Genomic DNA, 13,791 nt, shown 5'->3' with positions numbered 1-13,791 from the left:
CCGGCGCAACCATAATGACTCGTTCACTCAACTTTGCACAGTTTGGGCAAGCAGCCGGTTTGCTCGAATCATCCATCGAAGCCAATTCGTAAAACAGACCGTGGTCTGCGCATTTGTAGTCGTAAACGGGCATGTGAATTCCTCAATAAAAGCGTTGGAATTTTCGCAGGAATGGACTCCGTCATTTGTTCCGGGACGCGCAGTCTGGGACGGGCCGTAAATACATCCCTGTAAGCTCGGGCACAGCTTACATGCTGTGCACGGTCTCAGACTGCGCGTCCCGGAGCACCTGCCGGAATCCATCTCAGTAGATCCTGCTGGCATCGATAAAAAACAAATGCTATTTAATCTTTTCCCTTACTTGTCTTTAGATAAAGGTACATCCATTCCCGGCGAAACTTTTTTGGTCGGCCCTTCTGCTGATGGATTTACATCAAAATCAAAAATATCCGTCGGCAGCCACAAGGTTGCACAGGCATTCGGAATATCCACCACACCCGAGATATGCCCTTGCACCGGAGCGCAACCGAGAATTGCATAAGCCTGCGCTTTGGAGTAACCAAATTTGGTCAAATAATTAATCGCATTCAAACAAGCCTGGCGATAAGCGACATGCACATCCAGATAATGTTGTTCGCCATATTCATCGACTGAAATACCTTCGAAGATTAAATAGTCATCGTATTTCGGCGCAATTGGACTGGGTTTGAAGATTGGATTTTTAATCGCGTATTTCGCCATACCATCTTTAATTAAACTCACCCGCAGATGGATCCAACCCGCCATTTCAATGGCACCACAGAAAGTGATTTCACCATCGCCCTGACTGAAATGCAAATCACCAACCGAAAGCCCGCCGCCTTTTACATAGACCGGAAAATAAATTTTGGAGCCGCGCGATAAATCTTTAATATCGCAGTTACCGCCGTGTTCACGCGGCGGTACGGTGCGTGCACCTTCAGCAGCTGCAATTTTTGCCGCATCGGGAGCCATTTTTCCCATATGCGCCGTATCGGCATAGGGAAGTGTGGCAAGCGCTGGAACACGGTCCGGTTCAGTGTCGTAAAGTTCTTTCTCGCGCTTGTTCCACTCCAACAACATTTCTTTGGATGGCAAGCAACCAATCAAACCGGGATGCACCAACCCGGCAAATTCCACGTTGGGAACGTGACGGGATTTGGTAAACATACCGTTGATATCCCAAATCGATTTTTGCGCCTCGGGAAAATGTTCTGTTAAGAAACCGCCACCATTTTGTTTGGAGAAAAATCCATTAAAGCCCCACATGCTTTCTTGAAAGGCGCCAATGTCGAGAATATCCACCACTAACAAATCACCCGGCTCTGCGCCTTCTACTCCTACGGGGCCAGAGAGGAAATGTACTTGCGATAAATCCACATCGCGCACGTCATCGGCATTGTCGTTATTCGCAATCTGGCCACCCGTCCAATCGTAACATTCAATAATAAAATCTTCGCCAGGCTTCACCGTTTTGACCATGGGAATATCCGGATGCCAGCGATTGTGGATCATTTCATTTTCATAGGGCGATTTGGTTAAATCTATTTTGATAATCGTTTCAGCCATGGTTCTGACTCCTGGTGATTGTTGGACAATACGTCTCGGAACAGGGTCAGTATCTGGCGCAGACCAACGAATCACCATACGACAAATAGCGCGCGCACCTACGCTATTTGACGTATGGACAATCAGTTTTTACGACTGAGTTGATCAACGTAATCCGTTGGCGTCATATGGAGGAATTTTTTAAAAGCTCGATAAAAGGTCGATTTACTGTTGAAGCCAGCATCGGCCATCACATCCAGCATGGACGTTTTGCCGTTACGGCTGGCCAATATGTAAGCCGCCTTTTGCACGCGATGGAAGTTGATGTAATCAAAAAAGTTTTGTCCGGCATCGCGGTTAATGGCAGCGGAAATTTTGCGCAAAGGAATCTCGCTAACTTCCGCTAGTTGCTCCAGCGTGAATTCAGGATCGAGATAGAGCTCCTTGTCTTTCATCAACTGATTGAGTTTGGTCATAATGAGTGGGTCATATTTTTCAGGTTCAGGCGCGTCAGATTTTTCCTCCTCTGTCATTACTCGCCGATATCCGATAGTGGAATGGGCCATGCTGTAAAGCACTAATGCATTTACGAACACGAAGCTAAACACGTTGCCGGAAATACCAATCAGGTTTCCAATCCATTGGGATGCATTTAGCAGCGTTAGCAAGTAAGAAATAAACACCCACACCCAAATCATCAAAAAACCACCTATCAACATTTGCAACCAAAACATATCGATGTTTTCAATGTTGGAGTAGTGCTGCTTTAAACGGTTTTTATATTGGAAAAGTAGGTAAAAACAACCGATGCCATAACCTACATATAAGAAATGCCTCATCCATAGATGCATCTGGAATACAGGCTCTTTGTATAACAATCCAAATTGCGTAATACCCAGCACCCGTTCTTCTGGCGTCAGGCTGGTATAGAGGCCGATGATAAACAAGGGGAATAGCAGCAGGGGCAACAAGTGTATGGCATACCGCCAGTGCAGCTTGAAATCGGGATCAATCATCGATTTCACATAAAAAAACAACATAGGTGCTGCAAGGTAAACGCTGAATTTCAACCAATAAAATATGTGTACAGCGCCATCCAGATAGGCAACTTTGATACTGGGACTCCAGTAGATAAGCGAATCAAACGCATCGAGCCCTATCGCTAGCAAAAACATTGCGAGAAAAAAATTGGCCTGACGCCTGCCCAGATTCGCTGTTAACAAAAGAATAGAGAAAAGTAACGACTGGAAAATGACCAGGATGAGAGGAATATCATTAAAGCTTAAAACTAATTTATCCACCTAAAGCCCACCCATGATTGGTTATTTTTATGTCATTTTTATCATTATAAAATCAGCATAGCCTATGGGTTGAATGGCAACAATAGGAAGGATATTCGCACACAAGCGACACCGCGGGTAAATCTGGGTATTGCCTGATTGTGCAAAGACTGTGATAACCAGTAAGAAGCCCGAACTATTATTTTTATTATTTATCTTAGAAACGTCTTTTAACAATTTGACCAATCACGAGGTAAACAATGAAGATATTAATAAAAGCAGCGCAATGCGCAGGTGTTTTGGGCATTTTACTGCATTCGTTTGCAATGCCAGTCTACGCCGCTGAACAGCAGCGGCCACCGCGCGATGAACATCATTTTGGCCCACCGCACGAAGCGCTGCTTGCCTGCAAAGGTTTAACTGAAAATGATGTCTGTTCGTTTGCGGGCCGCAATGATGAATTGGTGAATGGCGTGTGCAGCACACCGCCGCACCAAACAGATGAGATCACCCTCGCGTGCAAACCAGACAATATGCCAGAACCACACAATGGAGAACCGCCCGAAGACCGTCAGGATTAACGGCAAATAAAAGAGCCAGCAATCGCCCGAGACGTAGCGAAAGCTGGCTTAAGAGGTAATAACTGAAATCAAAACAACAATGAAAAATTACACTGCCCTTTTACACTGATAAGTAGGACGCAACCTTTGCCTCATTAATCGTCTCGCGTAATTCTTCATGAACTATTTCGCCTTTCTCAATCACCAGAATCCGGTCGGCAATATCCAATGCAAAACTTAATACCTGCTCTGAAACAACAATTGATAGACCGCGCTGATCGCGAATCATTTTTAAGGTGCGGCCTATTTCGCGAATAATCGACGGCTGTATACCTTCTGTTGGTTCATCGAGAAACAGCATTTTCGGATCGCTCGCCAGTGCGCGGGCAATTGCCAATTGTTGTTGCTGCCCGCCAGATAAATTACCACCACGTCGATTGCGCATCTCCAATAGCACCGGAAACATATCGTAAAGCTCTTGCGGTACTGAGCGTTTTTTGGTGGTAGTTAAACCTGATTCAATATTTTCTTTTACCGTCATGCTGGAAAATATCATCCGCCCCTGTGGCACAAAGCCAAAACCACCGGCAACACGCTGATAGCTTTTCATGTGGCTGACTTCCTTTCCATCCAGCTTTATGCTGCCACCGGAACTGGGGATAACGCCCATTAAGGATTTCATCAGTGTAGTTTTTCCCATACCGTTGCGGCCCATGACCGCCACAATTTCACGCGGTTTCACTTCAAAATTTAATCCATGTAACACTTCGCTCTGGCCATAACTTACGCGGTAGTCAGATACAGATAACATAATCGTTCCTCACAATTATTAATTGCCGCTATTGGTGCCCGTCTGGGATTAATGGCCTAAATACACTTCGATCACTTTCGGATCGCTTTTCACCTGTTCGATTGAGCCTTCCGCGAGAATTTTTCCTTGGTGCAGCACAGTGACCTTATCAGCGATTTGTGCCACGAATTGCATATCATGTTCGATCACAATTACGGATCGATCTTTGATAATGCTGCGCAGCAACTCTGCAGTTTGTTGCCGCTCACCTACCGACATTCCCGCTACAGGTTCATCGAGCATCAACAGATCCGGATCTTGCATCAACAGCATGCCTATTTCGAGCCATTGTTTTTGGCCATGGCTGAGCAGTTCCGCTTGTTTATCCAATTGGTCGCCAAGAAAGATCATATTGGCAACTTCATGGACTTTACTGATAACTTCCTCATCGCGTTTAAATACTAACGCACCAAATACCGAGCGCCCGCGTGGAAAAGAAATCTCCAAATTTTCAAAAACACTTAAATCACCGTATATCGAGGGTGTTTGAAACTTTCGTCCGACACCGGCTTTTACGATGTCATGCTCTTTCATTTTGGTGAGTTCTTTATTGCGAAACTTAATGGAGCCTTCGGTAGCTTTGGTGCGGCCACAAATTAAATCCAACACCGTAGTTTTACCGGCGCCATTGGGGCCGATAATCACACGAATTTCGTTTTCATCAACATAAAAACTCAAATCGTTTACCGCTTTAAAGCCATCGAAAGAGACGGTGAGACCTTCCACCGCCAGCACAAAGTCTGTATTACTGCTCATGGACAACTCCTTGCGGCAAAGTAACTGGTTCAGTTTTAGTACTGGTTGGTTTTGATGGCGGAGGTGTTGGTGGTGATGAATGACTCACGGGAGTTTTGCCAAATAATTTGGCGAAGAATACATCCACTTTAGGTGCAGCGTAGGTGTTGTATAAACCGGCCAAACCGTTAGGAAACGCCATGACCACTGCGATAAATAATCCACCCATTGCAAACAACCAAAGCTCTGGAAAGCTTTCCGAGAAAGACGTTTTAGCAAAGTTCACCACCAAGGCACCGTACACGGCACCAATGATGGACAAGCGACCACCTACCGCGCAGAAAATTACCATTTCAATCGAGGGTACAATGCCGACCAGTGTGGGCGACATAAAACCCACCTGCAGGGTAAACATAGCACCACCAATCGCCGCAAAAATCGCCCCGATGCAGAAGACAAAAATTTTGAAATTGGACACATCGTAACCTGAGAACCGCACACGGTCTTCTTTATCGCGCATTGCCACTAACAAGCGGCCCAATTTACTTTTGCGAATAAATTGCGCGATAAACAAACACACAAACAGCAAAAACACGCATACAAAATAAAATATGTATTTAGCGCTGTCGGTGCGGATATCCCAACCGTGCAAGGTGCGCAAATCGGTCATACCATTTACACCACCGGTATAACCCTGTTGGCCGATAATTAAAATCGTCAAAATCGCTGCAAGTGCTTGGGTAATAATTGCAAAGTACACGCCCCCTACCCTGCGCTTAAACATAGCAACACCGATGATGTAGCCCAAAATGGTGGGCAATAAAATAATCGCCAGCAAGGTAAAGCCAAAACTGTAGAAGGGCTCCCAAAAGAAAGGCAATTCGGTAATTTGGTTCCAATCCATAAAATCCGGAATGCCGGGTGTGGATTGAATTTTGGTGCTCTCCGGGTCAGAGGCTTCCAATTTCAAAAACATCGCCATGGCGTAACCGCCTAAACCGAAAAAAACACCCTGCCCTAAACTTAAAATCCCGCCATAACCCCAGCACAGAACCAAACCCACAGCAACAAATGCATAGGTTAAATAATTACCGACAAGGTTGAGGCGAAAAATATCCAGCGAGAGCTGCAACACAATCACCAGAATTAATGCGAGCACCAAAAATCCATAGAGATCTTTTTTGGGCAAGAGTGATCTTAAACCTTGATAGGACATAATGAGATACTCCTCTTAACGGCGTACTTTCAGGGTGAACAAACCTTGCGGGCGCAGCATCAGGATCAACACGACAAACAAGAGCGTTAATACTTTGGACATAGAACCACTCATAAAGAATTCCATGGTCGATTGCGCTTGCGAAATGCTGAATGCAGAAGCAATAGTGCCGAGCAAACTCGATGCACCACCAAATACCACCACCAGGAATGTATCGACAATATAAAGTTGGCCAGAGGTTGGGCCAGTAGAACCAATCATCGTAAACGCACTGCCCGCAACGCCCGCAATGCCACAACCCAGCGCAAAAGTAACGCGGTCCACTTTGCCGGTATTAATCCCCACTGCACCGGCCATAGGGCGATTCTGTACTACAGCGCGCACTTGTGTGCCCCAGCGCGAGCGATACATGAGCAAGGCAACTGCGAGTGAAATTCCGAGTGCGAGACACATTACAAATAAACCGTTGATTGGTAACTCAATCGATTCGGTGAGTTGATAAGAACCCATCAACCAATCCGGCAATGTGACGCCCACTTCGCGTGGACCAAACACTGTGCGATAGGTTTGTTGCAGAATTAAACTTAAACCCCAAGTTGCCAAAAGCGTATCCAATGGCCGGTGGTATAGATGTCGGATCATCGCCCATTCGACTAATGCACCTAGTGCGGCGGCGGCGATAAACGCGAGTATCATCGCGAGAATAAAATAAATACTAAAAAAATCAGGCAAGTAAGTAGAAAAAACATGCGAGGTTAAATAAGTGACGTAAGCGCCGAGAATCATAAATTCGCCGTGCGCCATATTGATAACGCCCATCTGGCCAAAAATAATCGCCAACCCAAGGGCCATAAGCACAAACACCGAAAACAAAATCAATCCCGCTACACCTTGCATCGCAAAGATCGATAATAATTCCGAGCTACTGTATTCAGCGAACATAGCTGCACCTCATCTCGATTTAAAAACAGAGCTTCTATCCAAAGTGAGGAGTAGAGTTCAATTTAAAACACGCCGTAAATACATCCATGTAGGCTAAAATCGGCATCCATGCCTCATATTGTTTTAAATCAAACTCTACTCCTCACTCATCACGATCTTCTCAACACATATCGCAACCAGCCTTACGGCTGGTTGCGGTTTTATTATTGATAACCTTTGGGGAACGGATCCGGCTCGATCAAGTCCTTGGTTTCGAAGACCACATCGTATTGACCATCAGTGCGTGCATGACCGATACGGGTTTTAGACCAGAGGTGATGATTGGGGTGAACTTTTACATAGCCTTCAGGCGCCGTCGTCAACTCAATACCGGGCGATGCAGCGCGCACCTTATCGATATCAAATGATCCCGCTTTTTCCACTGCCGCTTTCCACAACCATGGGCCGAGGTATGCAGCTTGGGTTACGTCACCGATCACGATATCTTTGCCATACTTCGCTTTGAAATCCGCAACAAATTTCTTGTTGTTTTCGTTTGGTAAACTTTGGAAATATTTCATCGCCGCATAAGCGCCCACCATGTTCTCACCACCGATACCCAGAATTTCATCTTCGGTTACCGAAATGGTCAACACCAGTGGTTTTTCTTTAGTCATATCAATACCGGCCGCTTTTAATTGCTTGTAGAAGGCAACGTTAGAACCGCCCACCACAATCGCATAAATCACGTCGGGCTTTTTCAATTTAATTTTGTTGATCACCGAGTTAAATTGGGTATGGCCGAGTGGATAATATTCTTCACCCACCACACTCAAGCCCAATTTTTCAATGTGTTTGCGCGCGATTTTGTTAGAGGTGCGCGGCCAAATATAATCGGAACCGAGCAAGTAGAATGATTTGGCACCTTTGGTTTTGGTTACCCAATCGATACCGGCAATAATTTGTTGTGTAGCCTCCTGACCGGTATAAATCACGTTGGGTGATTGTTCCAAGCCTTCATAGAAAGTGGGGTAATACAACATACCGTTGTACTGTTCAAAGATCGGCAACACTGCTTTACGTGATGCAGATGTCCAGCAACCGAACACTGCAGCAACCTTATCGTTCACCAATAATTTTTTGGATTTCTCCGCAAAGGTTGGCCAGTCACTCGCACCGTCTTCCTGGATGTATTCAATTTTGCGACCAAGCACACCACCCATCGCATTGATTTGATCGATCGCCAGCTTTTCTGCTTGCACCGAACCAGTCTCACTGATCGACATGGTGCCGGTCACCGAGTGCAGGATACCCACCTTCACAGTTGTATCTGTCACTGCAAGGCCAGTCGTGTTTACATCGGCAGCTTGAGCATTACCAAACACCAGCGAAGCCGCCAGTGTGAGCAAACATTTTTTCCAGGTTTTCATTCCCGCACCCTGTGTGCGGGGCGAAACATGAAAGGAAGATAGCAGGGTCTTGTTCATGGTCATTCCTCAGGTAATTAAAAATTGTTTAGGTTGCGCACAAGCTGTAATAGGGATTTGCAGATTGTTACCACTGAGTTTTTGTCCTTACTGCGACGTTTAATCACTGAGAGGGAGCTTTGAAGCGGAAGCTGTCTCTACGCTTCACAATCTAGGCGCGAGCAGCATTTGAGACCATTCGATAAATGACACAGACCACTACGTCATTTGACGCATGGATAAATCACAAAGTTGGTACAGCAATTGAGTAGGGATTAATCGTAGATGTTTAAACGCCAGTGATAGCGGTGTTGATTAATTTCGCAGCAACAAAAAATGCACCAAGAAAGAAACAATAAGTGCACAAATGCACACAAATAAAGCGCACAACATAAAGCGCTGATAAAACCACTCACTTAATCGACGAGACGTTCCCGGACGAACAGACTGTTTAACGGGTAAACCATGACTGCCAAGCAGCATATATTTCGCGTGCGGCGTAATTACAACCAGTGGGTTGCCAACCAGACACTGGAAGATTACGCACTACGCTTCACTGCCAAAAGCGCACGGCGCTGGTCTGCTGCACGGGTAGCAACCACAGCGCTGGGCGCTATTTCATTTCTTGCATTGGAAGCCATAGGCGGTGCAATTACGTTGCACTATGGCTTTAACAATGCAGTCGCCGCGATTATGGCGGTGAGCTTGATTATTTTTCTCACCGCCATTCCCATCAGCTACTACGCTGCCAAATACGGTGTGGATATCGACCTGCTCACACGCGGCGCCGGTTTTGGTTATATAGGTTCAACTATCACCTCGCTGATTTACGCATCCTTCACGTTTATTTTTTTCGCGCTCGAAGCCGCCATTATGGCGATGGCTTTGGATTTATTATTTGGAATCCCACTCGCATGGGGATACTTAATCAGTTCATTGGCGATAATTCCACTGGTAACCCACGGCATTACTTTTATTAGCCGCTTCCAACTGTGGAGCCAACCCCTGTGGATTATTCTGCAGTTACTGCCGTTTGTTTTTATTATCTATGCCGATGCCAGCGCGGTAGAAAGTTGGACGGAATTTTCGGGCGGCATGCAAGCACAAGAAGCACCAGGTGAAGGCATTAATATTTTATTATTTGGTGCAGCCTCCGCCGTTATTTTTTCGTTGATTGCACAAATCGGCGAGCAGGTGGACTTTTTGCGCTTTTTGCCCGAACCAAAACCCAATGCGCGCTTGCGCTGGTGGGCTGCACTGATTGCCGGTGGACCTGGCTGGATTGTGATAGGTGCGATAAAAATTCTCGCCGGTTCGTTTCTCGCCGTACTCACGTTAAATCACGGCATTGGTATCCAAGAAGCTGCCGATCCAACGCGGATGTATATGGTGGCGTTTAGTTATATCGCCAGCTCGCCGGAAGTGGCGTTGTCAGTAGCGGGTATTTTTGTCATTTTGAGCCAGCTCAAAATTAATGTGACCAATGCTTATGCCGGTTCAATTGCCTGGTCTAATTTTTTTTCCCGCTTGACTCACAGTCATCCTGGTCGCGTTGTTTGGTTGGTCTTCAATGTTGCAATCGCATTGCTGCTGATGGAGCTTGGCGTTTATCGCGCATTGGAACAAACGCTAGGGTTTTACGGCATAGTCGCCGTGGCCTGGTTGGGTTCGCTGGTGGCCGATCTCGTAATTAACAAACCGCTCGGTCTCAGCCCGAAACATATCGAATTCAAACGCGCGCACTTGTTCGATATTAACCCTGTGGGCGTCGGCTCGATGTTGATCGCATCAGTGGCCGGCATTGTTTGCCACACTGGAATTCTGGGTGATATTGCGCAGGCGCTCTCGCATTTTATCGCACTAGGCCTTGCACTTATCTGTGCACCACTGATTGCATTTGCCACTGGTGGGCGTTATTACCTAGCACGCCCGGTTGTTAATGTAACGAAAGATGCCGATCACAGCGAAGGTGCTCACGCTACGATTTCCTGCTGTATTTGCGAACATAAATTTGAAACTGAAGATATCACCTACTGCCCCGCTTACGCTGGACACATCTGCTCGTTATGTTGCTCGCTTGATGCACGCTGTCACGATTACTGTAAACCTGGCGCTAATTATTCCACGCAGCTGAGCAATTTCTTTAAGTTATTTTTACCTAAGTCGATTACCACCAATATCAATTCGCGCGTTGGGCATTTTGTAGTCCTTGTGTTATTTATTAACGGGCTCTCGGCGATTCTTCTCTCACTCATTTATTTCCAAACGCCGATTGATGCTCCAGAGACAGCAGCATTATTAGAGGCAACATTGTGGAAAGTATTTTTCTTGTTGGTGATTATTACCGGCGTAGTCAGCTGGTTATTTGTATTGGCCCATGAAAGCCGCGTTGTTGCACAGGAAGAATCCCAACGCCAAACGCGTTTATTGATGGAAGAAATTGAAGCGCATGAACGCACCGACCGCGCGCTGCAAACTGCCAAAGAAGAAGCAGAAGCGGCCAACCAGGCCAAGAGCCGCTACCTCACCGGTATTAGCCATGAACTACGCTCACCGCTGAATGCAGTACTGGGTTACGCACAATTATTGGAAAAAGATCCGAGCATGCCTGCGCATCGCAAAGACGCGTTGGGTGTAATTCGCCGCAGCGGCGAACATCTTGCGGATTTGATTGAGGGTCTGTTGGATATTTCCAAAATCGAAGCTGGACGATTGGATTTGCATCAAGACCAAGTGCGCATTGCGGTATTAATGGAACAGCTAGTCCACATGTTTCGTTTACAAGCGGAAGCCAAAGGCTTGATATTCATTTACGAATGCAAAGACCGACTGCCGGAATTTGTGCGCACTGATGAAAAGCGCCTGCACCAGATATTAATTAATTTATTATCCAACGCCATTAAATACACTGACAAAGGGAGCGTGGTGTTTAAACTGCGCTATCGCAGTCAGGTCGCTGAATTTACGATTACTGATACCGGTGAAGGCATTGCACCGGAAAACATCGAGCGTATTTTTCGCCCCTTTGAACGCGTGCGCCGCGCAGGTTCTACTGCAACGGGAACCGGGTTGGGATTAACGATTACCCGCTTGCTCAGTGAAATTATGGGTGGCGATATCGCTGTCACCAGCACGCCCGGCGTTGGCAGCACTTTTAAAGCGAGCTTGATGCTCGCCAGCATCAGCAAGCCCCACCCAGAATTTATTACCGCGCCGGTACAAACGATTTATGGCTACAAAGGCGCCGTACGAACACTCATGCTGGTTGACGATGAAGCATCGCACCGCCAACTCATGCGCGCCATGTTGGCACCGCTCGGTTTTGAAATTATCGAATTGGATAATCCCCTGCTCGCGCTTGATCGGCTAATGCAGGAAATAGACAACAACCGAAGCCCGGATTTAATTATGCTCGACGTCTCCATGCCGGGCATAAATGGTTGGCAGTTGGCAAAACAATTGCGTGAAGCGGGTTACCACTCTCCCATCATTATGGTTTCTGCAGATGCCAGTGAAGGTAAGGATTTGCCCGCGCATGATAATACTGAAGTTACACCGCTACATGATGCCTACGTGATTAAACCAGTGCGCATCAATTTATTACTGGATCATATTGGCCGTTTATTGAACCTGGTGTGGTGTTACGAAAAACAGGAAAGCGCCGCACCTGCATCACACTTTATCCGCGCCCTGGAATTACCGCCCGATAATCACCTGCACGATATCGCTCATCTCGCAGCTATTGGCCACAAAAAGGGGTTGCAAGACAAAATCCAGGAGCTTGAAAAATCCGGTACAGCCCATCCGGTATTTATTCAGGAATTAAAAAAGCTCACTGGCAATTTCCAGTTTGAAAAAATTTTAGCTTTAGTAGATGCAGAGCTTGCTGAAGAACAAGATACAGAAGTGACTCAAGACCAGTAGTTATATTTGAAGATCATAAATTCGTTAAAACAAAGAGTAAATTGCAATGAACACTAAGACCCAGTCGCAAGTCGTATTGGTGGTAGATGATGCTATCGACAGTATTCATATGCTTAACGATGTATTGGAAGAATCGCACTTCACCGTATTAGTCGCACTGGAAGGCGCGCAGGCACTGACCATCACTAAAAATATTCGCCCGGATATTATTTTGCTCGACGCCATAATGCCGAACATGGATGGCTTTGAAACCTGCCGTCAATTAAAACTCAACCCGCAGCTCGCCGATGTGCCCATTATTTTTATGACCGGCCTGAGCGACACCGAACATGTGGTGATGGGCTTAAATGCAGGCGGTGTGGATTATGTAACTAAACCGATTAACCCGGACGAATTAATTGCGCGCATGCGCGTGCATCTCGCCAACGCGCGCATTACCCAAAGCGCACGCGCCGCCTTGGATACTGCAGGGCAATATTTATTAACCATCGATTTACACGGGCAATTGGTATGGGCCACACCACAGGTTTATCAATTGCTGGACGGTGCCGGCGCCACTGCCGATTCCATCGCCCTCACCCACACCATTAGCCAGCAGTTGCGCGAGTGGATCAGTCACAAGCCCGAAACCGGCCGCCAATTACCACTGCAGCAAGTGACGCAAGAACTCAGTGTGGAAATGTTGAATTTAATCGATGGCAAAGAATATTTACTGCGCCTGACCAACCCCCATAAACCCGCTGACGACACCCAATCCCTCAAACAACAATTTTCAGTAACCGGCCGCGAAGCCGACGTATTGTTATGGATCGCCAACGGCAAAACCAACCGTGAAATAGGCCAGATTTTGGAGATGAGTCCGCGCACGGTGAATAAACATTTGGAGCAAATATTTAAAAAGCTCGGCGTGGAAAATCGAACATCGGCAGCAGCGGTGGCGATTAAGTGTTTGGCGCGGGGCTGAAACATTCTTCATCGCGCTCCCAATTTTTAGTGATATTTTGCCTTCTGAACTAAAACTGTCATCAATTCATCAAGCTAGTTTCATATCTGTCATCCATGATTAAATGGGGTGCACGCCAACCGCGTGTTTTACTCTTATTCAATACCGGAGAAGACCATACCGGAATATTTTATGAAATTGATTAGTTGCTTAATTGGTCTAATCTGCCTCTCGATTTGCTCCTGCGCAGTATTGAATGTGGATACTCAGATAAAAATTATCGCGTTTAATGATTTTCATGGACAGCTGGAAGCCCCCGGTAATTTGCGC

11 protein-coding genes are annotated in these 13,791 nt (G+C 46.4%); 3 read left to right on the top strand and 8 right to left on the bottom strand.

What is annotated here, in order from left to right; translation table 11 throughout:
- The 3 genes from ACWA6V_RS07350 to ACWA6V_RS07340 form a co-directional block, all read right to left on the bottom strand.
- Positions 1 to 133, bottom strand: a 133-nt coding sequence (locus ACWA6V_RS07350; RefSeq protein WP_449521866.1) for a zinc ribbon domain-containing protein, incomplete at its 3' end; no start/stop codon positions are given.
- A gap of 224 nt (positions 134 to 357) precedes the next feature.
- Positions 358 to 1,587 (bottom strand): formamidase, encoded by a 1,230-nt coding sequence (gene fmdA, locus ACWA6V_RS07345; RefSeq protein WP_449521865.1) that lies wholly within the window; start codon positions 1,585 to 1,587, stop codon positions 358 to 360.
- A gap of 122 nt (positions 1,588 to 1,709) precedes the next feature.
- Entirely contained in the window at positions 1,710 to 2,867 is a 1,158-nt protein-coding gene (locus ACWA6V_RS07340) for a helix-turn-helix domain-containing protein (protein ID WP_449521864.1), read from the bottom strand.
- 239 nt (positions 2,868 to 3,106) lie between these two features.
- On the opposite strand from ACWA6V_RS07340, the gene ACWA6V_RS07335 reads away from it, so the two are divergent.
- Positions 3,107 to 3,427, top strand: a complete 321-nt coding sequence (locus ACWA6V_RS07335) for a hypothetical protein (protein WP_449521863.1) — start codon at positions 3,107 to 3,109, stop codon at positions 3,425 to 3,427.
- Positions 3,428 to 3,527: 100 nt separating this feature from the next.
- Here ACWA6V_RS07335 and urtE read toward each other — a convergent pair whose 3' ends face one another.
- The 5 genes from urtE to urtA all read right to left on the bottom strand — a co-directional run bounded on the left by urtE (position 3,528) and on the right by urtA (position 8,615).
- Positions 3,528 to 4,217, bottom strand: coding sequence for an urea ABC transporter ATP-binding subunit UrtE (gene urtE, locus ACWA6V_RS07330; RefSeq protein ID WP_449521862.1), 690 nt, complete (start codon positions 4,215 to 4,217; stop codon positions 3,528 to 3,530).
- A 48-nt stretch (positions 4,218 to 4,265) separates the two neighbouring features.
- The gene (gene urtD / locus ACWA6V_RS07325; protein ID WP_449521861.1) at positions 4,266 to 5,012 is read right to left on the bottom strand and encodes an urea ABC transporter ATP-binding protein UrtD; all 747 of its coding nucleotides are present in this window, start codon (positions 5,010 to 5,012) and stop codon (positions 4,266 to 4,268) included.
- Positions 5,002 to 6,207 carry an urea ABC transporter permease subunit UrtC gene (gene urtC / locus ACWA6V_RS07320; protein ID WP_449521860.1) on the bottom strand — a complete coding sequence of 402 codons (1,206 nt, stop codon included), beginning with the start codon at positions 6,205 to 6,207 and terminating at the stop codon, positions 5,002 to 5,004. The genes urtD and urtC overlap by 11 nt, the downstream gene beginning before the upstream one ends.
- 15 nt (positions 6,208 to 6,222) lie before the next feature.
- Complete coding sequence (gene urtB / locus ACWA6V_RS07315) at positions 6,223 to 7,149, bottom strand: urea ABC transporter permease subunit UrtB (RefSeq protein ID WP_310075574.1); 927 nt, start codon at positions 7,147 to 7,149, stop codon at positions 6,223 to 6,225.
- Positions 7,150 to 7,352: 203 nt separating this feature from the next.
- Complete coding sequence (gene urtA / locus ACWA6V_RS07310; protein WP_310075571.1) at positions 7,353 to 8,615, bottom strand: urea ABC transporter substrate-binding protein; 1,263 nt, start codon at positions 8,613 to 8,615, stop codon at positions 7,353 to 7,355.
- A gap of 444 nt (positions 8,616 to 9,059) precedes the next feature.
- On the opposite strand from urtA, the gene ACWA6V_RS07305 reads away from it, so the two are divergent.
- Both ACWA6V_RS07305 and ACWA6V_RS07300 read left to right on the top strand, forming a co-directional pair.
- Positions 9,060 to 12,518, top strand: coding sequence for an ATP-binding protein (locus tag ACWA6V_RS07305; RefSeq protein WP_449521859.1), 3,459 nt, complete (start codon positions 9,060 to 9,062; stop codon positions 12,516 to 12,518).
- 46 nt (positions 12,519 to 12,564) lie between these two features.
- A complete protein-coding gene (locus ACWA6V_RS07300) occupies positions 12,565 to 13,482 on the top strand; it encodes a response regulator (protein WP_331351468.1) in 918 nt (305 codons plus the stop codon).
- Positions 13,483 to 13,791: the final 309 nt, after the last annotated feature.

This window comes from Cellvibrio sp. (genome assembly GCF_053579595.1).
This window is presented reverse-complemented; position numbering and strand designations above follow the sequence as displayed.

What these genes read in the sequence shown, in the direction of transcription:
- ACWA6V_RS07335 (WP_449521863.1), top strand. Translation starts at nt 3,107, where the DNA reads ATGAAGATATTAATAAAAGCAGCGCAATGCGCAGGTGTTTTGGGCATT.
- ACWA6V_RS07300 (WP_331351468.1), top strand. Translation starts at nt 12,565, where the DNA reads ATGAACACTAAGACCCAGTCGCAAGTCGTATTGGTGGTAGATGATGCT.
- urtD (WP_449521861.1), bottom strand. Translation starts at nt 5,012, where the DNA reads ATGAGCAGTAATACAGACTTTGTGCTGGCGGTGGAAGGTCTCACCGTC.
- urtE (WP_449521862.1), bottom strand. Translation starts at nt 4,217, where the DNA reads ATGTTATCTGTATCTGACTACCGCGTAAGTTATGGCCAGAGCGAAGTG.
- urtA (WP_310075571.1), bottom strand. Translation starts at nt 8,615, where the DNA reads ATGAACAAGACCCTGCTATCTTCCTTTCATGTTTCGCCCCGCACACAG.
- urtC (WP_449521860.1), bottom strand. Translation starts at nt 6,207, where the DNA reads ATGTCCTATCAAGGTTTAAGATCACTCTTGCCCAAAAAAGATCTCTAT.
- urtB (WP_310075574.1), bottom strand. Translation starts at nt 7,149, where the DNA reads ATGTTCGCTGAATACAGTAGCTCGGAATTATTATCGATCTTTGCGATG.
- fmdA (WP_449521865.1), bottom strand. Translation starts at nt 1,587, where the DNA reads ATGGCTGAAACGATTATCAAAATAGATTTAACCAAATCGCCCTATGAA.
- ACWA6V_RS07305 (WP_449521859.1), top strand. Translation starts at nt 9,060, where the DNA reads ATGACTGCCAAGCAGCATATATTTCGCGTGCGGCGTAATTACAACCAG.